General features: G+C 55.7%; 23 protein-coding genes. 10 read left to right on the forward strand and 13 right to left on the reverse strand.

The genetic code is table 11. From position 1 onward, the window contains the following. Window positions 1-56: 56 nt before the first annotated feature. Complete coding sequence (locus MWU39_RS08030; RefSeq protein ID WP_348646380.1) at window positions 57-875, reverse strand: hypothetical protein; 819 nt, start codon at window positions 873-875, stop codon at window positions 57-59. A gap of 146 nt (window positions 876-1,021) precedes the next feature. Further along, a complete protein-coding gene (gene pgi / locus MWU39_RS08035; protein ID WP_247159481.1) occupies window positions 1,022-2,569 on the reverse strand; it encodes a glucose-6-phosphate isomerase in 1,548 nt (515 codons plus the stop codon). A gap of 49 nt (window positions 2,570-2,618) precedes the next feature. Between pgi and lepB the strand changes: the two genes are divergently transcribed. Genes lepB through MWU39_RS08055 form a run of 4 tightly spaced genes read left to right on the forward strand, consistent with a single transcriptional unit; the run spans window position 2,619 to window position 5,503 of the window. Then, complete coding sequence (gene lepB, locus MWU39_RS08040; RefSeq protein ID WP_247159482.1) at window positions 2,619-3,461, forward strand: signal peptidase I; 843 nt, start codon at window positions 2,619-2,621, stop codon at window positions 3,459-3,461. A 13-nt stretch (window positions 3,462-3,474) separates the two neighbouring features. Beyond that, window positions 3,475-4,164 (forward strand): ribonuclease III, encoded by a 690-nt coding sequence (gene rnc / locus MWU39_RS08045; RefSeq protein ID WP_247159483.1) that lies wholly within the window; start codon window positions 3,475-3,477, stop codon window positions 4,162-4,164. After that, window positions 4,161-5,066 carry a GTPase Era gene (gene era, locus MWU39_RS08050; RefSeq protein WP_247159484.1) on the forward strand — a complete coding sequence of 302 codons (906 nt, stop codon included), beginning with the start codon at window positions 4,161-4,163 and terminating at the stop codon, window positions 5,064-5,066. The genes rnc and era overlap by 4 nt, the downstream gene beginning before the upstream one ends. Then, entirely contained in the window at window positions 5,063-5,503 is a 441-nt protein-coding gene (locus MWU39_RS08055) for a hypothetical protein (protein WP_247159485.1), read from the forward strand. Before era ends, MWU39_RS08055 begins: the two co-directional genes overlap by 4 nt. A gap of 30 nt (window positions 5,504-5,533) precedes the next feature. On the opposite strand, the gene MWU39_RS08060 is transcribed toward MWU39_RS08055, so the two are convergent. From MWU39_RS08060 to plsY, 9 genes are all read right to left on the reverse strand, one after another. Continuing rightward, window positions 5,534-5,716 (reverse strand): hypothetical protein, encoded by a 183-nt coding sequence (locus MWU39_RS08060; RefSeq protein ID WP_247159486.1) that lies wholly within the window; start codon window positions 5,714-5,716, stop codon window positions 5,534-5,536. A 14-nt stretch (window positions 5,717-5,730) separates the two neighbouring features. Next, window positions 5,731-6,291 (reverse strand): response regulator, encoded by a 561-nt coding sequence (locus MWU39_RS08065; RefSeq protein ID WP_247159487.1) that lies wholly within the window; start codon window positions 6,289-6,291, stop codon window positions 5,731-5,733. A 38-nt stretch (window positions 6,292-6,329) separates the two neighbouring features. Then, entirely contained in the window at window positions 6,330-6,626 is a 297-nt protein-coding gene (locus MWU39_RS08070) for a hypothetical protein (RefSeq protein WP_247159488.1), read from the reverse strand. A 100-nt stretch (window positions 6,627-6,726) separates the two neighbouring features. Further along, on the reverse strand, window positions 6,727-9,303 hold the full coding sequence (gene topA / locus MWU39_RS08075; RefSeq protein ID WP_247159489.1) for a type I DNA topoisomerase: 2,577 nt from the start codon (window positions 9,301-9,303) through the stop codon (window positions 6,727-6,729). Between the two features lie 74 nt (window positions 9,304-9,377). Further along, window positions 9,378-10,049: a hypothetical protein gene (locus MWU39_RS08080; protein WP_247159490.1), complete on the reverse strand. Its 672-nt coding sequence runs from the start codon at window positions 10,047-10,049 to the stop codon at window positions 9,378-9,380. Beyond that, complete coding sequence (locus tag MWU39_RS08085; RefSeq protein WP_247159491.1) at window positions 10,046-10,732, reverse strand: hypothetical protein; 687 nt, start codon at window positions 10,730-10,732, stop codon at window positions 10,046-10,048. Before MWU39_RS08085 ends, MWU39_RS08080 begins: the two co-directional genes overlap by 4 nt. Window positions 10,733-10,737: 5 nt before the next feature. Then, window positions 10,738-11,457 carry a glycerophosphoryl diester phosphodiesterase membrane domain-containing protein gene (locus tag MWU39_RS08090; RefSeq protein WP_247159492.1) on the reverse strand — a complete coding sequence of 240 codons (720 nt, stop codon included), beginning with the start codon at window positions 11,455-11,457 and terminating at the stop codon, window positions 10,738-10,740. Window positions 11,458-11,486: 29 nt separating this feature from the next. Next, complete coding sequence (gene dprA, locus MWU39_RS08095; protein WP_247159493.1) at window positions 11,487-12,629, reverse strand: DNA-processing protein DprA; 1,143 nt, start codon at window positions 12,627-12,629, stop codon at window positions 11,487-11,489. Then, the gene (gene plsY / locus MWU39_RS08100; RefSeq protein ID WP_247159494.1) at window positions 12,626-13,207 is read right to left on the reverse strand and encodes a glycerol-3-phosphate 1-O-acyltransferase PlsY; all 582 of its coding nucleotides are present in this window, start codon (window positions 13,205-13,207) and stop codon (window positions 12,626-12,628) included. Before plsY ends, dprA begins: the two co-directional genes overlap by 4 nt. Window positions 13,208-13,302: 95 nt before the next feature. Here plsY and murI point away from each other — a divergent pair, with 95 nt between their 5' ends. The 6 genes from murI to MWU39_RS08130 all read left to right on the forward strand — a co-directional run bounded on the left by murI (window position 13,303) and on the right by MWU39_RS08130 (window position 19,501). Next, window positions 13,303-14,109 (forward strand): glutamate racemase, encoded by an 807-nt coding sequence (gene murI / locus MWU39_RS08105; protein WP_348646393.1) that lies wholly within the window; start codon window positions 13,303-13,305, stop codon window positions 14,107-14,109. Between the two features lie 129 nt (window positions 14,110-14,238). Next, complete coding sequence (hemA, locus tag MWU39_RS08110; RefSeq protein WP_247159495.1) at window positions 14,239-15,459, forward strand: 5-aminolevulinate synthase; 1,221 nt, start codon at window positions 14,239-14,241, stop codon at window positions 15,457-15,459. 52 nt (window positions 15,460-15,511) lie between these two features. Then, window positions 15,512-16,453 (forward strand): hypothetical protein, encoded by a 942-nt coding sequence (locus MWU39_RS08115; RefSeq protein ID WP_247159496.1) that lies wholly within the window; start codon window positions 15,512-15,514, stop codon window positions 16,451-16,453. Between the two features lie 131 nt (window positions 16,454-16,584). Continuing rightward, window positions 16,585-17,277: a nitroreductase gene (locus MWU39_RS08120; protein ID WP_247159497.1), complete on the forward strand. Its 693-nt coding sequence runs from the start codon at window positions 16,585-16,587 to the stop codon at window positions 17,275-17,277. A 149-nt stretch (window positions 17,278-17,426) separates the two neighbouring features. After that, on the forward strand, window positions 17,427-18,350 hold the full coding sequence (locus MWU39_RS08125; protein WP_247159498.1) for an OmpA family protein: 924 nt from the start codon (window positions 17,427-17,429) through the stop codon (window positions 18,348-18,350). Window positions 18,351-18,676: 326 nt separating this feature from the next. Continuing rightward, window positions 18,677-19,501, forward strand: a complete 825-nt coding sequence (locus tag MWU39_RS08130) for a hypothetical protein (RefSeq protein ID WP_247159499.1) — start codon at window positions 18,677-18,679, stop codon at window positions 19,499-19,501. Window positions 19,502-19,549: 48 nt separating this feature from the next. On the opposite strand, the gene MWU39_RS08135 is transcribed toward MWU39_RS08130, so the two are convergent. Together MWU39_RS08135 and MWU39_RS08140 are read right to left on the reverse strand one after the other, a co-directional pair. Beyond that, window positions 19,550-20,755: a type III PLP-dependent enzyme gene (locus tag MWU39_RS08135; RefSeq protein WP_247159500.1), complete on the reverse strand. Its 1,206-nt coding sequence runs from the start codon at window positions 20,753-20,755 to the stop codon at window positions 19,550-19,552. A gap of 151 nt (window positions 20,756-20,906) precedes the next feature. Continuing rightward, a complete protein-coding gene (locus MWU39_RS08140) occupies window positions 20,907-21,479 on the reverse strand; it encodes a LemA family protein (protein ID WP_247159501.1) in 573 nt (190 codons plus the stop codon). Window positions 21,480-21,502 lie beyond the last annotated feature (23 nt).

Genomic DNA, 21,502 nt, shown 5'->3' on the forward strand with positions numbered 1-21,502 from the left:
GCGTGTCTCGTTCGATGGGTCAGATGGGGGAGGATAAGTGAAAAGTCAAAGTTATTCTAATTCTGATTGAGGTTATGGCTATTCAAGAGGTCGAGAAAGTCATCAAGTCGTTGGTCTATCGGAGGCACGCCCGGAATCGAATGGATCAATCTTTCCACGGGGTTCTTATGATCACCAAAAATGAGATGAACATTCCTTTTATATTCGTCACTCAGCACAGGCTTTTCATTGACATAAAAGAGGCAATTTCGTGCATAAATTTGCACCACATGGTTGAGCGCCTCAACCTCGTTTGAATTGGCGGTCAAGGTCGTCAATCTGGGACGTGGTGAGTATTGGTTGGGCCTCGTGTACAAAACTGAGATGTGTGGCAGTAGTGGGACTAGAACACTGGGCCTGTGCCAGTGTTCGGCTTGAATGGTCATGTTCTGATAAAAGCCATCCCCAAAAACGAATTCTCGTTCAGGAGAAAAAATAACAAGAAATTTCCCACTTCCGGATAGATTTCTCATCGCGTTTGGAAGAGCTCTGGAAATGTTCGCACCGATCAATGCATTTCTTTCTACTGATGGCAGTGGGCCTCGAAACTCCTCGGCCAACGCGACCCCAGATTCACGGTATTTGGGGCTGCGAGCAACCAGAGACAAAATGCATTCAAGCAGCTGATCGAAAAGCTCATCATCAATCGACTGCGGGAGCATTCGTGAGTCTAACGGTGCTTCAAACGGAGGGCCGGCAGGATCGAGCTTCTCAAGAAAGCTAATTATTATTGGGAAATTGTTGTCAGCATTTTGGAATGCCTGCTCGTAGCTTGAGTCCCAAACCGAGCCATCACCTTGGTTGCCGAGCTTAATGTGATGTCCGTTGCCAATCACACCAAAATTCTTTGGGCTGGATCTCCGGACCTCTCCATCTGGGAGCAGCCAATTCACACCGCCGCTACTGTCCGACCAATTCTTTGATACTACTTCGGGCCACCAATGGTGCCTTTCTGATTTGAGTCGTCCCATCTACCTTCAGGCTAACCCAAACCAGCCGCTTTCATCAACGCCGTCGTGCTCGCATCAAACTCGCCTTCGCCGCCTTCCATATCTTTGGCCATTTTCTTGCCAAGCTCCACGCCGAATTGATCGAACGGGTTGATGCCCATCAGCACGGCGTTCGCGAAGGTGCGGTGTTCGTGGAACGCGATCAGCGCACCGAACATGCCTGCATCCAGATCATCGACGAGGAACATCGCGCTGGGCCGGTCTCCGGGGAAGGCACGCGCGGGGTCTTTGCCGTCGGCTGACATATTGCCGCCCGCCATCAAAGCCGCGCCCTGTGCCAGGCAGTTCATTAGCAATGCTTTGTGATGCGCAGGGTCAAGTTCGTCTCCCGGCGCGATGCTGGCGATAAAGTCCGCCGGCACAAGCTGTGTGCCCTGATGCAGCAACTGGAACACGGCGTGCTGTGCATCGGTGCCCACCCCGCCCCATGTGATCGGCGCGGTTGATCCGCTCACCGGCTCCCCAGATGCGGTCACGCTTTTGCCGTTGGACTCCATTTCAAGCTGCTGGAGATAGTCAGGCAGCAGCGCCAGACGCTCGTCATAGGCAAACACCGCGCGGGTCTGGCACCCACGAAGGCGCGTGTAATACTGGTCAGCGAACGCCGCGAGCAGCGGGCCGTTGGCACGGCCATCAGCTTCGCGAAAATGTGTGTCGATGGCCTGCGCCCCGGCGAGCATTGCGCGGAAATCCTCCATCCCCACGGCCATAGCCACCGGAAAGCCGATGCTTGACCACAGCGAATAGCGCCCGCCGACGCTTTCAGGGAAAGGCAGCACGCGCGTCTCGTCTACACCCCACTCAACGGCCTTTTCAGGGTTCGCCGTCAGCGCAACAACGCGCCCGCTCGGATCGGCCACATCATTGTCGGCCAGCCATTTCAGGGCGCTCGCCGCATTGGTCATCGTCTCGGTCGTGGTGAATGTCTTCGACGCAACCGCGATCATAGTGGTCGTGGGGTCACAGGCCGCAAACGCCTGTTCCAATGCCAAACCGTCAATGTTCGAGACAACGTGGACATCCATGCGTTTCAGATCACGCGTCAACGCATCGACGGCCAGATCGGGGCCAAGCGCAGACCCACCAATGCCGATATGGATCAGATGCTTGACCTCTCCCAGCGCGCCATCGTGAATGGCATCGACCAGCATGCCCATGCGAGCGAGAAGTGCCATGGCCTCTTCAACATCGGCTTCGGTGCCGCTGCCGCGCATCGCGCCATGCGTTGCAGGGCGGCCCTCGGTCGGATTGACCATGCCGCCATCAAACAAGGCCGAGCGCGCCGCATCAAAACCGACAGCTTCTGCCAACGCTTCGAACGCGTCCAGAAAACCGTCGCTAAGGTGCGTTTTCGACCAGTCGAGCAGGACGCCATTTGGGCCATGCTCTGGAATATCGAACTCGATCCGCTGGCTGAGTTTACTCACCCGGTCGGGATCATTCGCGAAGAGATCAGCCAGCGTGGAATGCTCGATAGCCTCCAAACGGGACCAAATTGCGGACATTTCTGATGCGGACATGTGTCAAACCCCTTTGCGCGATGTGTCGCTGCGAGTAAGGGGGCGAGCAATGAATGTTAAGACACAAACTGCACCTGTCGACACAGTAGAGAGCGAAATGAGCGAAGAAACCAGCGGCGATAGCTGGTGGGGCTTCACAAAGTTCGTCCTGAAGCTGGTCACAGCCGTCCTGATCTTCCGCATCTGCGTCTTTTCGCCGTTTTCGATCCCGAGCGAGAGCATGCTGCCACGCCTAATGAACGGCGATTATTTGCTTGCTGCGAAATGGTCGTACGGATTCTCAGGCAATTCATTGCCGTTTGAACTTGGCCTGCCAGAAGGTCGTATTCTCGCAAGCCAGCCCGAGCGCGGCGATCTGGTGATTTTCAAACATCCGATCGACAACACCGACTACATCAAGCGTGTGATCGCATTGCCAGGCGACAGGATCAGCGTTCTTGGCGGACAATTGGTGCTGAATGGCGAATTTGTCCCGCGTGAGCAGATCGAAGATTTCGATATTCCCGTTTCGATCAACACGAGCTGCGCATGGGGATCGGACGAGGTCACCAATGATGCGGGCGAACAAGTGTGCCGATACCGTCAGTTTAAGGAAACCCTGCCCGGCGGACGCAGCTACAGCGTGCTCGATTTCGGCCTGACCCAAGGCGACAGCTTTGAGGAAGTCACCGTTCCCGAAGGCCATATGTTCGTGATGGGCGACAATCGTGACAATTCTCGCGACAGCCGGTTTGAGGCTATGTCAGGCGATGCGGTCGGTCTCGTTCCGCAAGACAAACTTGTTGGCGAGGCATTTGTGATCATCTGGTCGACCGATGGTGGCTCAGAATGGCTTAAGCCTTGGACATGGTTCTCCTCGGCGCGGGGCAGCCGGATCGGAACAGTGCTTTGAGTGTTATATCGCTATGACAAAGCTCATTCCTGAAACCCGCGAATGGCTCGAAGCGACCGGCTTTGCAGTCGTGAATGAAGCGCCTTGGTTGGAAGCGTTGACACATGGCAGCTTCAACGGGGGAGGCAACGCAACGAGCGAGGCAGATTACCAGCGGCTTGAATTCCTTGGTGACCGCGTACTCGGCCTCTCCGTCGCGGCGTGGCTCTATAGCGCGGGCGACGCGCCGGAGGGCCGTTTGTCGCAGCGTTTGAACGCTCTGGTCAGCGGCGCGACTTGTGCGCGGATCGCTCGCAATATCAACCTTCCCGATCACATCAGATTGGGCAAACAAGCCCGCGAAGATGGCGGCGCGGATAGCGATAACATCCTTGGCGATGTAGTTGAGGCCTTGATCGGTGCGAGCTTTATCGAGCACGGCTATGACGTGACGCGCGACCAGATTTATCGTCTGTGGGATGGCGAGCTTTCCGGCGATTCCGGCAAGGCAAAGCATCCCAAAAGCGCGCTGCAAGAATGGGCGGCAGGCAATCGCCGCGCGATGCCGAACTACGATGTGGTCGACCGCAGCGGCCCCGATCACGCCGCGTCATTCACTGTCCGCGTCAGCATTCACAACGTGGGTGAGGCAGAAGGCACAGCATCAAGCAAAAGCGAAGCTGAAAAGCGCGCTGCACAAGCATTTTTGGAGGAATTCGGGTGAACACAGAAGCGCCAACCCAGTGCGGTGTCGTCGCCGTTATTGGTGCCCCCAATGCAGGCAAATCGACATTGGTGAACAATCTTGTCGGTCAGAAGGTCGCAATCACGAGCGCCAAGGCGCAAACGACCCGCGCCCGCATGTTAGGCATCGCGTTATATGGCACGGTGCAAATGATCCTGGTCGATACGCCGGGCATATTCGAACCCAAGCGTCGCCTGGATCGCGCTATGGTCAGCGCCGCATGGGAAGGCGCGGAAAGCGCGGATGCGATCCTGCTACTCGTCGATCCGATCAAACAGCGGCGTCATGAATTGATTCCGCTGCTTGAAGCTTTGGGAAAGCGGCCCGAGAAAAAAATTCTCGTCCTCAATAAGGTCGACAAAGCCAAAAAAGAGCCTCTGCTGGAATTGGCCCAGGAGCTTTCCGAGCGGATCGCTTTTGATGAGGTTTTCTTCATCTCCGCGCTGAGCGGAGATGGTGTGGACGAAATGAAAGAGGCACTGGCGAAAGCGATGCCCGATGGCCCGTGGATGTACCCGGAAGATCAGGTCTCGGATGCCTCAGAGCGCTTGCTCGCCGCGGAAATCACCCGCGAGCAGGTCTATGCCCAACTGCATGAAGAACTCCCGTATGATGCAGCGATACGTCCGGAAAGCTACACCCAACGCCCCGATGGCAGCGTAGAAGTGCGGCAACAAATCGTGATCGCCCGCGACAGTCAGAAACCGATTGTGCTGGGCAAAGGCGGACAGAAAATCAAAGCCATCGGCGAAGCAGCGCGCGCTGAACTTTCGGAAATTTTGGGCGTGAAAGTGCACCTGTTCCTACATGTCAAAGTGAGCGAAGGCTGGAGCGAAGACAAAGAAGTGTTCGAAGAAATGGGGCTCGATTGGGTCAAGTGATCCGCACAGTTAAGACTTTGCCTGTAATAGCTGCGTTGGCAGTTAGTGCCTGCTCACCGGATGCCAGTCTTTCACCTGACGATCTTCCGGAGGACTTGTTCCAGAGTGGCCCGGAAGCAAACGAAGCGACCCCTCCTTACGGCATTAACCTTTATCCAGACACCAAAGTCATTTCGGCGATGCTCGACGGCATCACAATGCTGGTTGAGGTCAATGCCACTTCCGATGAGCTTGAAGCGTTTTATCGCTCAGAGTTCGAACGGCTCGGCTACGATGTAGTTGAACGCAGCGAAAACGGCGACCAAGTCAGTCTTCGCTCCAACGGCACGGGAAGACGGCAAGGTGATCTGACAATAGCGATTAATCGGATGGAAGGAGCCCCAAACCGCTACATCCTCGTTTTCGGAAAAATGTTCGACAGCCACACTTCGCAATAACTAACGCGCAGTAGCTATACGCCCAAGCGGCTAACGCTTCTTCGCAATCTTGATCTTCTGCTGTTTTGCAAAGCTCTTGGTGGAATCCTCGCTGCGGTTCAGTGCCTTCGCGATTTGCTTAAGTCCCTGCCCTTTTGAGGCGAGCAGCTTTAGCCGCGCTGCCTCTTCAGCGTTCCATGGCTGCTTGTGCCGTTCGAAATGTTCCTTGCCCATGCAGCTTTCCTTGGTCAGAGCCGCCCGAACTTCTCAAGCTTCGCGCGCAAGGCGCTCTCATCGAACGGTTTGACAATGTAATCATCTGCGCCTGCACCGATGCCTTCATGGATGTCTTTCGCCTCACCATTGGAGGTGCAAAACATCACGATCGGTTCTTTCGGCGTTGGAATTGCGCGCAGTTTGGACACGAATTCGATTCCGTCCATCTCGGGCATGTTCCAATCGGTCAGAACCACTGCGGGCATGCTCTGTTTGCAGCGCGCCAGGGCTTCTTCACCGTTTTCGGCCTCAACCGGAACATAGCCCAGGCTTTTTGCGATCTTCGAAGACACTTTGCGAATGACCCGGCTGTCATCGACGATCAGGCAAACTTTGGCAGTTTCCTGTTGCACATCCGTACCGTCAAAGCGTCCGCGCATAGCCTTCGCTTGCTCGACGATCGATTCAGTACCGGATGCCTCACCGCCAGCATGGGCAGCGTCGATCGCTTCCTGAACATCCTCAGGCGCGTCGACAGGCTGCACGTCTTCGCGAGCTTGTGTCAGCCGTTCGGCGAGCGTCTTGCCTTCCATCGCGTGTTTATTGCGGTTCGGGCCGGCGTTGCGTTTGATTAGATTTTGAATGGTTCGTGCTCCCCGCCAAGAACTGCGAAGTCTTGTTCACCGTGCAGAGTGTGAGCTCCATCTGGCTCAGTCTCGCCCTCACCCGGTGTCATCCGCACGTGCAGATACGGCATCCAGATGTCGCCATATTCCGCTTTCTGATACCAAACGTCGAGCACATCATAGCTTGCCCACATGCCATCAGGCTCGCGGAGGCGCAGACCCTCGCCGATGCGCGGAACGGCCGCAAAGCGGATACGCTCCTGATTCTGGTGCGTTTCGTTTTGAACTTCGATCTCAATCACGTGTCTTGGTCCTCGATATTGAGACACGTGCTAAGGGGAAATACTAAAGGATTTATGAGCGCCGCCGATGCTTTTTCAATCTGCGGCGCTCGTTGCCATATCAATCGCTCTTGGCCGGGGCCTTTTTCTTGGCAGGAGCTTTCTTCTTTGCCGCAGGCTTTTTCGCAGCTGCTTTCTTCTTTGGAGCGGCCTTTTTGCGCTTTTTCTTCGCTGGCCCCTTGGCTGCGCGTGCATCGATCAATTCGATGGCTTGCGCGGCTTCGATATCCTCGGGCTTCACGTCCTTGGGGATCGTCGCGTTAACATTGCCGTCGGTGACGTATGGGCCATAGCGCCCCGGCATCACCTTAATCTCGCCGCCGCTGGTCGGATGTTCACCGAGTGTCTTGATCGGCTCTGCCTTGCCGCGAGAACCGCCTTTGCGGTTTGCAGCCTCCGCCAGCATGGTGACGGCGGCGTTCATGCCTGTGTCGAAGACATCGCGTGTGCTGGTCAGCTTCGCATATTTGCCATCATGGCGCAGATACGGGCCATAACGACCAATTGCAGCCTCGATCTCTTTACCCGTTTCAGGGTGCGCGCCGACAATGCGCGGCAGATCAAGCAGTTTGACCGCCCATTCCAGATCGAAATCGTCGAGGTCTTTCGGGATCGAAGCCCGGACTTTCTTTTCGTCCACTTCCATCTCGACATACGGCCCGAAGCGGCCCGATTTCCGATGGATTTCCGCGCCGGTCTCCGGGTGTTCACCCATCAAGCCATCCTCGGCTGGATCGGCACCGTCCGCGCCCGGTTGAGCAAAGCGGCGTGTGTATTTGCACTCGGGATAATTCTGACATGCGATAAACGCACCAAAACGTCCGCCGCGCAGGTTCAGCTTGCCACCTTCGCGTCCCTCTTGCTCGCAAAGCGGGCAGAAACGCGCATCCTTGCCGTCTTCGCGCTCGGGGAAGAGATAGTCGGAAAGATACTCGTCGAGCACTTCGGTGACTTCGCTGGGCAGCTTCTCCATGACCTCTTCGGTCTTGGGCTTGAAGTCCTTCCAGAACTTCGACAGCAGCTCTTTGTAATCCTCGCGCCCGTCGGAAACGACATCGAGCTCGTCCTCCATGCCAGCGGTGAATTCATAGGCGACATAGGTCGGGAAAAACCGTTCGAGGAATGCCGTGAGCAGGCGCCCGCTTTCCTCTGCGAAGAACCGGTTTTTCTCCATGCGGACATAATCGCGGTCGCGCACGGTCTGAATGGTCGAGGCGTAGGTTGAAGGGCGACCGATGCCGAGCTCTTCAAGCCGTTTGACCAAAGACGCTTCCGAGAAACGCGGCGGTGGCTGAGTGAAGTGCTGGTTCGCCTCGACAGCGGTTTTGGCCGGCACATCGCCGTCCTTCATCGCTGGCAGCAGACCGTCTTCATCATCGTCCGACTTGTCGTCGAAACCTTCCTGATAGACCGCAAAGAAGCCCGGGAATTTCACAACCTGGCCGGTTGCGCGCAGCTCATGCTGGCCCGTTGCATCGCGCAAAGTCACAGTCGTGCGTTCGAGCTGCGCAGCGGACATCTGGCTCGCCATCGCACGCTTGAAGATCAGCGAATACAGCTTCGCTTCGTCACCTGCGCCGACCTTGTCGCGGCTGAAATTGGTCGGGCGAATGGCTTCGTGCGCTTCCTGAGCGTTCTTGGCTTTGGTACTGTAGAAACGCGGCTTTTCAGGGCGGTATTCGGTCGCAAAACGCTCTTCGATGGCGTCGCGTGCGGCCATGATCGCCGACATGTCCATCTGCACACCATCGGTACGCATATATGTGATCGCGCCTGCTTCGTAGAGCGACTGCGCAAGACGCATCGTATGGCTCGCGGAAAAGCCTAGCTTGCGCGAGGCCTCCTGCTGCATGGTCGATGTGGTGAATGGCGGAGACGGATTGCGCTTGAGCGGCTTTGTCTCGATGCCCTCAACGGTAAAACGTCCGCTTTCAACAGCGGCTTTCGCCTCCATCGCGGTGCCTTCACCGCCGAGAGAGAGCTTTTCGAGCTTATCGCCTTTGTACCGCACCAGCCGCGCATCAAACTCGGTGCCGTCATGCTGGAGCTTCGCGAGCACTGACCAATACTCGTCGGGCTTGAACGCTTCGATTTCGCGTTCCCGGTCAACGATCAGGCGCAGCGCAACCGATTGCACACGGCCAGCCGATTTCGCACCGGGTAGCTTGCGCCACAGCACCGGAGAAAGCGTGAAGCCGAATAGGTAATCGAGAGCGCGGCGGGCCAGATAGGCATCAATCAAAGGCTGATCGAGCTCGCGCGGCGACTTCATCGCTTCGGTCACAGCAGATTTGGTGATTGCGTTGAATGTGACCCGGTCGACCTTTGTAGGCAGGTTCTTGCGCTTCCTCAAAAGCTCCTGAACATGCCAGCTGATCGCTTCGCCTTCACGATCAGGGTCGGTCGCGAGAACGAGACGGTCAGCATCCTTGGCCGCGTCACTGATTTCTTTGAACCGCTTCTGCTTGTCGCGGTACAGTTCCCAATCCATCGCAAAATCATCGTCAGGCCGCACGCTGCCATCCTTCGGCGGCAGATCGCGGACATGGCCGTAGCTGGCGAGAACTTTGAAGTCCTTGCCCAGATATTTTTCGATAGTCTTCGCTTTGGCGGGCGATTCAACAATGACAAGCTGCATGGTGTTCTGGTCTGTGTCCCTACACGTGTACGTATGCGCGAGAGTGGGGTCGGCATCCGCAAAGCGTCAAGTGGTCATTCGAATGTTTGTGTAACATCGCTCATCCGATCGGAGAGCAGGCCGTATACCGCAACACAGAGTAATGTGAACCATGCGAGAGCAACTGCCAAAAATAGATTAGCCGTGATCGTCAGCGCTTGGTAGGCAAACTCGCTGAACCCTAAGTACGAATACTCGTACCAAAGCAACAAACCGATACCGGTAAAATACACCATCAGCGGCGGAATGAAGGTGAAGATCAAAGGCCTCTGGAATGCCTCCGTTTCTGCCCAACTCCATTTCATCGCATCACCAACTCCGCCCCCTTTTGCAGCGGCATGAGGATAGGCAGCTTGCAAGCGCAGCGCGAGATAAACGCCGGGTAGTAAGAACAAGAGCGCGCCCAAGAATACGCAAATCCCAACAATCAAACTCAGCCCAAAATACGTTCCTATTCCGGTGGCGATGCCATTGGGAAGGTTCCCGTTGTGCTGCATAAGCTTGACCATCAGAGCAAAACCAAGGCCCCACGTGACAATGCTAAAAACAAGGTAGAGGCCGTCGCTTTCGAGCAATAATAGATCGAGTGTCGAATATCCAACCAAGTAGATTAGAACATAGGCAGCAAGCCAGCCGACGCCAGATTGCAACAAACGGACCTGCTCTGAAGCCAGGAAGGAAAGCGCGTCTGATTCTACTCGGCTCATGCGAACACCTCTGTCAGGTCTTCCATCTCTTCCGAAAGCACCCGGTAGGTGGCGACTGACAGCGCCATCATCATGATCGGGATGATGTTGAGCGAAATGGAGAGGAAAACTCCGGCGAGCGGATTGTTGACCATGTCACTGCCTTGGAAAACGGTGCTTCCGGTGAATGTCGCAACAACAATGACACCCCAAAAAGCAATAATCCCGATCACGCCAATCGCGGTGTAGGCGAGCGATAGCGAAAACGTGCTGCCGTCGCTCTTACGCCATGCATCTCCGATCGCGTCGAACAGATTGCTCTTACCAGCGACCAGATAGCACGGGGCCATGATCCATTTCGCGCCAAGCAAAATTCCCGGAATCCAGAAGAAATTGAATCCGATCATGATTGCCATGCCAAGGATAATTGCCATGCCGAAAAAGCTGAACACCCGATATTGGTCATCATGGGTTAGCCCTGCCCGCGCCAGCATCTGTCGGCACAGCCAGTACTGCGCCGGGAAATAGAGAAGGAAACTCAGGGTCGAAACCAACCCTTCAACCATGTCGACCGCCAACAGCAAACCAATCGCTGCAAAGACAGCTAAATACATTGCGATTTCACGGCGACTTGCTCCCAGCACATCAAATGTGCCGCTGATCAATTCGCCAGTGGTTGCGGTCCGATTTGGTACATAGGCCATGCTGACTATTCAAAGACCTCCATCATCTCTTCGGCGGGATCGCTGGAGAGACGGTAGATCGCAATGGCCAAGCCGATAAAGATTGCCGAGGCAACAGAATCGGCGATGGCAGACGCCACGATGATCGGGATGGATGAAAAGCCACTAAGCAAGCCGGTGAAACCGCCGAGCACCGCGCTGACGATGAAGATCGAAATCGCAAGGATGACCGCCGCACCGAAGATCGACCAGCTATGGCCGCTTGTCTTCTCCCAGCTTTCCCCGAAAGTATCCATTGCGGGGAGCTTGCCTTCAATCACTAAAGGCAGCGCCAGAGACCACCGCACGATCAGTATTATGCCAGGGACAATAAGCAGCAGGATGCCAAGGCCGATGCCTAGGATGGCGAGAAGGTAAATCCCTAGCCATGGCCAAAACCGCCCAAAACCAGGGGAAGGATCCCGGGCCATCAGAGCAGCATAAAGCCAGTAAATCAGAACGATGCTGATCAGAAATGCCACGATATAGATTATGACTACTCCCGCGCCCATCGCCAGCATTTTCTCAGTGATGTTAAAGCCTGCATTGAATCCAAGGGCACTGCTTGGTCCGCCCTCTCCAATCCATCCATTAAAGGCGTTGATCGGCACCATAATTGCCAGAAATATTCCGACCAACCGGCCGTTTTCTCGTAATTCTGCAAATGTCTGGCCGAGCAGACTTGAAAGTGTAAGCCCTTGGTTCATTTGAATTCTACGCCCCTGTTTTTCATGTGTTAACCGCCTGCCCCGGTTAGGCTCACCAGTCCACCGGCATGGCGTTCCAATTCCCCGGCAATCTCCAGTTCCAGCAGCGCCATGTGCACTGCGGCTGCGCTCGTATCTGACTGACGAATTAGCTCATCAACGCTAATCGGAGCGGTCGAAAGCAAGCCAGAAACGGCATGAGTGCCCGCCCCCGGATCAGCCTGCGTCAATTCGCTATTGTCGAATTCTATCTCCTCTTCGGCAACGCGGAATGTAGAGCGCGGCGCGCCTGTAAAACTCTGCAACAGCTCGATCACTTCGTCCGGCGATTGCACAAGCACAGCGCCATCCCGAATAAGCTGATTACAACCAAGTGATCGCGTATCAAGCGGTGAACCGGGGATGGCCATGACCTCGCGGCCCGCCTCACCCGCCAAGCGCGCAGTGATTAGCGTGCCCGATTTCGGCGCAGCCTCCACGACCAAAGTACCGCTGGCCAATCCTGCGATAATCCGGTTGCGGCTTGGGAAATGGCGCCCGCGCGGTTCCGTCCCTGGCGGTTGTTCCGCAATCAGCAGGCCTTCTGTCGCAATCTGTTCCTGAAGATCGGCGTGTTGCGGCGGATAGGCGATGTCGATCCCGCTGGCGATTACACCGATGGTTCCCCCACCGCTTGCTTGCAATGCCCCTTGATGGCTTGCTCCATCGATACCGCGAGCGAGACCAGAGACCACGGTAAAACCTGCCTCGGCTAGCGAGCCTGCAAACTCCCGCGCCAGTTTGACCGCCGCTGCACTGGCATTGCGCGCGCCAACCATCGCTACGCATGGCTGGGATGCGAGGGCGAGCTTGCCACGGCACGTGATGATTGGCGGTGCGCTTTCCAATTGTGCGAGCAATTCGGGGTAGTCGGGTTGATCGTGGAAGAGATACCGCGCGCCCGCTTTGCGAACGCCAATGACTTCCGCTTCAATGCGTTCAACCGGTGCCGGTTGATAAGAATTTTTCCCACGGCTTGCGAGTTCCGGCAACGCCTCAAGAGCAGCAGTCGCAGTGCCAAAACGCGTTAAGAGCTGCGCGTAGCTAACGGGGCCAATATTTGGCGATCGCAGCAATCGAATTCGGGCGAACGCCTCGGCTTGAGATAGCGCTGAACCTGTGTCGCCGCTCACTTCTTGCTGCCGACCTTGGGCTCTTCACCTCTCATAAGCCGCCCGATATTCGCGCGATGTTGCACCAACACAATCGCAGCGATGCCGATCAGCGGCCAGACAACGAGCGCATAACCCATCAGCCAAGCCGCGACAGGTGCGGCGACAACCGTGGTCATGGAAGACACCGAAGAAATACGGCTGATCGCGAGCGTTGCCGCCCAGATTCCAGCGCAAACAAGCATGACAGGCCAAGCAAGCGCCAGCAGAACGCCGGCTGCTGTGGCGAAGCCCTTGCCTCCCTTGAATTTGAGCCACGGCGTGAAGCAATGCCCTGCAACAGCAGCAACGGCAGCGACTCCTTCCGTGCCAGACAGAAAGTGCTGCGCCAAAAAGACAGGCACAGCCCCTTTTGCGGCATCCAAAAGAACGGTTGCAGCAGCCAAGCCTTTGTTACCTGTGCGCAGGACATTGGTGGCGCCGATGCTGCCACTGCCGATATCGCGCACATCGCCCAAACCCGCAGCCTTTGTCAGCACAAGGCCAAACGGGATTGATCCCATTAGAAATCCCATAAGCGCCGCGTAGATCAATTCCATGTTGGTCCTTTATCCAAATGCCGATTGGCTTTTGCCGGTTCACATTTATCCGTGCCTAAGTAATAGACAGCCCGACGACAAGCTTACAGCGGACAATAACAGCCATTACCGATCCATCTGCCCCAATTCTGATCCTCGACACCGGCGTTGGCGGGCTGACGGTGCTTGGCGAAGTGCGCAAAATGTTGCCGGAAGCACCGGTTATCTTCGCCGCCGATCAAGCAGGCCTGCCCTATGGCACGAAGAGCGAGGCAGAGGTCGCTGCGCGGGTCTGCGGACTGCTTGGACGGATGGCAGAACGGTATCGCCCTCGGCTGATCTGTATCGCATGCAACACTGCAAGCACGATCGCTTTGGGAATGGTACGCGATGTGTTGGAGATCCCGATTGTCGGCACAGTGCCCGCCATCAAACCAGCTGCGGCTCTAACCAAAAGCGGCACAATCGGATTGCTCGGGACCGAGGCAACCATTCGTCAGACGTATGTCGACAACCTCGAACATGAATTTGCCGCGGGAAAAACGATGCTTCGCCATGCAGCGCCCGGCTTGGTCGAACCCGCCGAAAGAAAGCTGCGCGGCAAACCAGTCGATCAATCAGAGATCGACACGGCTGTGGCGGGTCTGCTCGCGAAACCAGGTGCAGAGACGATCGATACGGTAGTGCTCGCCTGTACGCACTTCCCGTTACTCGCCGATGAGCTGAAGATTGCTTTGGGCGAGCATATCAACCTGATCGACGGCGCGGAGGGAATTGCAAAGCGTATCGAATTCCTCACTCGTGGACAGGAATTCTGCCGCTCTAAGCCAGATTTTGCGGTGACAACTGGCCCGCTTGAAGCATTCGTTCCGCTCGGCCCGGCACTTGCCCAATACGGGATTGAGGACATTCAGACTTTTTAGCTGAGAACCACTCGCAAAGATCGCGGTGGCAAAACCGATCACACTTTCCTAGATAATCGGCAACAACAGGGTGCAATCACGGGCTACGATCCCAAAACCTTACGGCACTTCACAGCACGAGTCTGTCATTTGAATTACGATCAAGTATTCGACACCGCGATTGACCGCCTTCACGAAGAAGGTCGCTATCGCGTGTTCATAGACATCATGCGTAACAAAGGCGCGTATCCCAATGCCCGGTGCTTTCACGGACATAACGGGCCAAAGCCGATCACAGTTTGGTGCTCGAATGATTACTTGTGCATGGGCCAGCACGAAAAAGTTATCGCCGCGATGGAAGAGGCTCTGCACGATGTTGGCGCTGGATCGGGCGGCACACGCAATATTGGCGGCAACACGCATTTGCACGTTGAGCTCGAAAAAGAACTCGCCGATCTTCACGGCAAAGATAGCGCGCTGACCTTTACCAGCGGCTATGTCTCAAACGACGCAACGCTCTCTACCTTGGGCAAACTGCTTCCCGGCTGCGTAATTTTCTCGGACGCGCTCAACCACGCAAGCATGATTGCCGGCATCCGTAATTCGGGCTGCGAGAAACGCGTTTTCCGCCACAATGACATGGCGCATCTGGAAGAGATGCTGGCGGCAGAAGACCACAGCGCGCCAAAAGTTATCGCGTTCGAAAGTGTCTATTCGATGGATGGCGACGTCGCACCGATTCATGCGATTTGCGATCTTGCCGAGAAATACAACGCGCTGACCTATATCGACGAGGTCCACGCGGTTGGCATGTATGGCGAGAATGGTGGCGGAATTTCGCAGCGGGACAATGCTGCGCACCGCATCGACATTATCGAAGGCACCTTGGGCAAAGCATTCGGCGTTATGGGCGGATATATTGCCGCAGACACTCGCATCGTTGATTGCATTCGCTCCTATGCCCCCGGCTTTATCTTCACGACATCGCTCTCACCTGTTCTCGTTGCTGGTGTTCTCGCGTCTGTGAAGCACCTCAAAGCAAGCAATGTTGAACGCAACGCCCAGCAGCAGGCGGCGGCTGTTCTGAAACTGAAATTTGCCGAAGCGGGCTTGCCCGTAATGGACAGCGTCACACATATCGTGCCGCTAATGGTCGGCGATCCGGTCCGCGCGAAGAAGATCAGCGATATCCTTCTCGCCGAGTACGGCGTCTATGTTCAGCCGATCAATTTCCCAACAGTTCCCCGGGGCACAGAGCGGTTGCGCTTCACTCCCGGGCCCCATCACACAGAAGAGATGATGGACGAACTGACCAACGCATTGGTCGAGATTTGGGACCGTCTGGATATGGAACTGGCGCAGGCTGCTTGATCCGCTCCAGTTGATCGCGCACTTCCATCGCTACTCTAGAGGACAATCATATATGGGCCGATACATAGCTTTTTTGCTGCCTGCATCCTGCCTCTTAGCAGCCTGCGGAGGGGGCAGTTCTAGTGCTCCCCCGCCAACCAGCACTCCCGCCCCCTCACCATCGCCAAGCCCGACTCCTGTACCGACATACACCGCCTTTGCCGACCAGACTGGTGCGCAGAGCTATGTTTCTAGCTGCGCAGGTTACGACACCAATGTAACTCCTGCTGTTACAATTGCCGCATCGGCCTTTGGTGACGGTTTAAGCTTCGATCTTGCCGCTGACAAAGAAACGTGGACGATTACCGGTTCAGGTTTGAACGCGATGTTTGGACCGACACCAACCGCGGACAGTGACGACAACGAAACAATCTATGTTCGCCAGATTGCCCAAGGCCCACAAGTATTTATTTTGCGGTCACCCAGCCTCAACGGTCTAACTGTCGAGTTTGCCCGGGCTGGCTCGGTTGCTGTCCGAACCACTGGAGACATTGAGTTTTCATGTGTGTTCGGCGTCCCAACGCAGACCAACGATACGTTCCCGACATCGGTCGGAGCATCAGACGTGGACGTCACAGGCTTTGCTCGAATTATTGGGGGAGCAGACGCGGGGCCTTATGATCTTAGTTCCAGCACTGCGAGCCTAGCGGGCAACCCCAATGGAGGCGATTTGACCCTTTCGTTGACGCTTGCTGGTAGCCGAGACACAGGTATCCCAATGCCACCGCAATCTCCGGTCGACTTTGGATCGTTTAGCGGAAACGGACCGGTTACGATTTCAGCTACAAACTTTGGCGGAAATCTCTCGTCCAATGACCTGTCTGGGGTCACTGCAAACTTTGGCGGATGGTTCTTCGGCCCTCAGGCAATCGAGACTGGAATCTCCTTCAGCGCTGAAGGCATTAGGACCGATGGCAGCCGTATCGTCATCCACGGCACAGTTATCGCCCGATAGAGATTCTCCGCAATTCAGTTCGGCCCCATCACACACTTGATCAGACCAGACGGCGCGGTTCCCTAACGGATTTTGCGCGGCTACGGGCTTAGGCTAGTCCTTTTGCTCAATTCAGTAAGGACACAATTAAAATGAGCGGCAACCCCGAACAAAAGTATGACGAAGTAGTACGCGGGCGCAAATCGATCCGTGGCTATCTCGACAAGCCTGTTTCGCGTGAATTGATCGAAGAAGTGCTCGGCCTAGCGATGCGTTCGCCTTCGTCGATGAACACACAGCCGTATCACTTCCACGTGATCACGGGCGAACCGCTCGACAAAATCCGCAAGGGCAACACCGAACGTATTCTTGCTGGTGAACCGGACAGCCGCGAATTCCGGCGCGGTGAGCCTTTTGCAGGCGTCCACCGCGAACGTCAGATCGAAGTCGCCAAACAGCTCTTCGCCGAAATGGGGATCGAGCGTGACGACAAGGAGGCACGTCAAGACTGGGTTCTGCGCGGTTTTCGCCAGTTTGACGCGCCCGTCTGCGTGATCGTCACCTACGACCGCGAACTGGGCACCAGCGATGACACAGCGTTTGATTGCGGTGCGGCGACGACTGCTCTTGTAAACGCGGCATGGTCGCGCGGGCTCGGCTGCGTCATCAATTCGCAGGGCATCATGCAGAGTCCGGTCGTTCGTGAACATGCCGGTATTCCGGACGATCAGGTCATAATGAAAGCGGTGGCAATGGGCTGGCCTGACCCCGATTTTCCAGCGAATGCGGTATACACTCACCGCAAGGAACCAAGCGACGCTATGCGGTTCGTCGGCTTTGATTGACCGTTCGTCAGGCACCGACTCCTAACCGTTATTCAACGGTTCGCCGCATCTGACACCCCAATCACCCTCACATTTGCAAGTCTGACTTGTAAATTCATCTGAATGAAAGTGTCAGGGGCCATAGCGGGGCGAGTTTGAAGGAGTACACAATGAAAAAGATTTCACTCAGGTCGCGTGGTTTGGCTGCTGTGGCCGTGGTTTCGATGGCGGCACCAGCCGCTCTGGCGGCCCAAGATGCGGGCCCTGTTCGGGTGTCGGACCAAACACAAGGTGACGTGTTGACCACCGTAACCGGTTCACCGCCTGCCGATTTATCGGGCCTTACCGAAGGACCGGAGATCGAAGGTCTGATCTCTGCCCGCGACGGTAATCGTCTGCAGGTCACGTCTGCTGACGGCACCAACACCGTTGTCACAATCGGCAGCGGCACCGTGATCAAGGCAAAAGGCGGATTTCTCGGCCTTGGCCGAACCGCTCTTACCGAAGATGCTTTGCTCAACGGTCTGCCTGTAAGCGTAGAGACTGTGGAATGGGCCAACCGTTTGGTCGCCACCGAGGTCGGGCTGAAGAACAAAGATTTGAAAACTGCGGCGATGATCCGCAGCGGCACCAATCAGCGTTTCGAACAGCAAGGTGCGCGGATTACCGAGAACACTATCGCGACAGAGGCCCTTCGCGGCCGCTTTGGCGATATTGACCAGTACAATGTCAAAGGCACAACGAACGTGTATTTTGACACTGGCAAATACAACCTCTCGGCAGAATCCCGCGCAGAGCTTTGTCAGGCGGCATCGCAAGCAGAAGGCATGAGCAACGCGCTTCTGCTGGTCGTCGGCTACACCGATTCAACGGGCAGCTATGAGATCAATCAGGAACTCAGCGAAAAGCGTGCTGGCCGCGTGGTCAATTTCCTTCAGCAGGAATGCAGCTGGAAACCGTACCGCATGCTTACGCCAACCGGCATGGCAGCGTCTGACCCGGCAGCGGACAACTCAACCGCATACGGCAAAGCACAAAACCGCCGCGTTGCGGTAAACATCCTGGTCAGCAAGAGCGCCGAAGGATTGAACTAAAACCGGCCAGAATTGATCGCAAATTATGAAAAGGGCGGTCCTTCGGGGCCGCCCTTTTTCGTCCTTCATCAGCAAGTGATGACGGTTGACTAGGCTTCACAATATTTAGCCTAGTTGGGAATAGAGCGCGATGCTAACATAATTGCCAAACAGTAACTTAAGGTAGAAATATGAAACGGGTAGCGCTCTTACTCGGCACGGCATCGCTCACATTAGTTGCGTGCGGCAGCGAAGGGTCTGCTCCCTCTCCTATCGGTGGCGGGCCGACGCCTACTCCGGTCCCCACTCCGACTCCGACGCCGACACCCACCCCTACTCCAACACCGGTGAGTTACACGCCAGTTGCCACGCAAAGCGGTGATTGGACAATATTGCATACGATTTGCTGGCGGACTGCCGACAGCGAGTTAGGAATACTTGGATTCGAAGAAGCGCAACCCAATACGCTCTCGATCAGTTACTCAGAGAGCCGTGAAGAGTATCGAATGCTTGGTGACGGCATCGATCTGAGTTTCGGGCCGCAAGACTCGCCCTCGCAAATCCCTGGTGGATATACCTCCTACAATCGAAGCGTAGCTGGTGGATTGCTGGACAACTTTTTGATCACCCTTGCGCCACTCGATCGGAACGACACCCTAGTCGCAGAGTACTTTGGGTACTTTACAACCAATATCAACAGTTTAGCAGGCCTCCTGCGCAGCTATGGCTGTCAATTTGGAATGCCTACACAAACTGGAGATTTTGCGGATCAAACGCTGACCTACAGCAACCAATCAATCTTCGGAACGGCATCACGCGACGGTCCAGGGACCGGAGCTGGCGCTTACTCAATCAGCGACACCGTCGCTGAAATGACCTTTGATCCGGTGCGTGGCGAAGTGGATATTATACTCGACATTGCTGCAAATAGGGGCTCTGGAAACACGATTGAGCTAGGTGAATATTCTGGATCATTGAGCGTTAACCAGGACACTGGACAATTCGAAGGTTCTCTTCAATCAACGCTAGTTCTTAACAGCACGTCACAGGTTTCCGGCTATCTGTATGGCCCAAAAAGCAGCGAAGCAGCCATGACATTCGCCGTAACCGGAACGCAATCAGCCGACATAACCTTCCGTTTCTTTGGACAATCATTCTTAAACGCTGACTGACTTTGTGGATGGACTAAGATAGCCAAGTTCGCTCTACGGCTGTGCGCACTACCTCAAACTCACGACATTGTCGCTCGGCTCGCGTTGCCGCGTGCCGTTGAAGAGGCTCATCATTGGTTCGTCGGTAACGATCACGCATTCGGCATCACCAAAGCCGTTAAAGCCGGTCTTCATCGCTGCGCCGTAGGCTCCAAGCATGCCGATTTCGATGTAATCGCCCGCTTGAATATCCGCCGGTAGCGGGAATGGCCCTGCCATATAGTCTGCATCGTCGCAGGTTGGCCCGTAAAATGCGAAGTCCTCCAGACCATCGCGCAGATCATCTTCGAGTGCACTGACAGGGAACCGCCATGCGACGTGTGCTGCGTCATACAGCGCGCCATAGGCACCGTCATTGATGTACAGTTCGCTGCCGCGGCGCTTTTCGACCTTCACGATCATCGAGCTGTATTCAGCGCAAAGCGCCCTGCCCGGCTCGCACCACAGCTCAGCATTGTAAGCGATCGGCAACGCGTAGAAATGCTGATGAATGATCGAAAAGTAATCTTCGAGCGGCGGCGGCTCCATTCCCGGATAGATGCTTGGAAAACCTCCGCCCACGTCGATCATGTCGATCACAACGGAGGCCTCGGCAATCGCTGCACGGGTACGGTCCAGCGCTTGCACAAAGGCGAATGGCGTCATCGCTTGGCTTCCAACATGGAAGCATACGCCGAGCCAGTCGCAATGTTGGCGGGTCACTTGCAGCAATTCCGGGAGGTCTGTGAGATCGCAGCCAAACTTGCTGGCAAGCGACAATTCCGAATATTCGGATGAAACGCGAAGACGCACGCACAGACGCAGGTCTTTTGCTGGCTCACCCGTTTCGGGGTCGCTGCACGCGCCAACGATCTTCTCCAGCTCTTCGACACTGTCGAGGCTGAAGGTTTTCACGCCGTGCTTGAAATACGCTTCACGAATGGCACTGGGCGTTTTGATCGGGTGCATAAAGCACAGTGTCGCATCGGGCAGCGCTGCGCGGACAAGGCGCACTTCAGCAATCGAGGCAACATCATAATGCGTTACGCCTGCGCCCCATAGCACCTCAATCAAATCGGGCGCAGGATTCGCTTTAACCGCATACAGAACCTTGCCCGGAAACTTCCCGACAAAGAATTCCGCAGCACGCTTGGCAGCATGCGGGCGATTGAGGATGACCGGTTCGTCGGGCTGGAGAGCCCTCGCTACGGTCTTGGCATCAGGATAAGTGTGCAATTCAAGGGACCCCCAGAAGGTTCAGCTGTTTAACCAAACGGTTTTGAGGCTGCCTTGCGGTTTAGTCCCTTGGGGCAGCGGAAGCGCGCATATAAACCTTATGCGCGCTCTCGCAATATAAAATCATTCGATGTGCGAAAAGTTCCGCAAATCAGAACGAAACAGCCGGGCGCTGATCCACGGTGCCTTTTTCGCTGTCGTCCAGCCGGTTGAAATCAGCTTCCTGAAAACCGAGCGTACCCGCAAACAGAACCGCCGGAAACGCCTCACGGGCGGTGTTGAACCGCGCAACGGCTGCGTTCAACGCGCGGCGCGATGCTGCCAGCTTGTCTTCGACATCAGCCAGCTCGGTCTGAAGTTCCTGAAAGTTTGTGTTCGCTTTTAGGTCGGGGTAATCTTCGCCCAGCGCCAGCAGATTATCGAGTGCAATTTTCAGCCCTTTTTCATCAGATGACGAAGGATTGCCCTTGGCCGCAGTGTTACGCGCCTGAATCACATTCTCTAGCGTCGAGGATTCGTGCGAAGCATAGCCCTTCACCGTCTCGACCAAATTAGGGATCAGATCATGACGCAAGCGAAGCTGCGCATCAATATCGGCGACACCCTGACGAACATTTTGACGAAGCCCGACCAGATTGTTGTAGATGCCGATAACAAGCAGCACCAACCCAACAACAATCACGACAATCGCGGATGTCCAGAACCAGCCAAAAATCTCAAACATTGTGCACCCCTCCTTATGCGGGC

The organism is Erythrobacter sp. F6033, from assembly GCF_023016005.1.
Lineage (GTDB): Bacteria > Pseudomonadota > Alphaproteobacteria > Sphingomonadales > Sphingomonadaceae > Erythrobacter.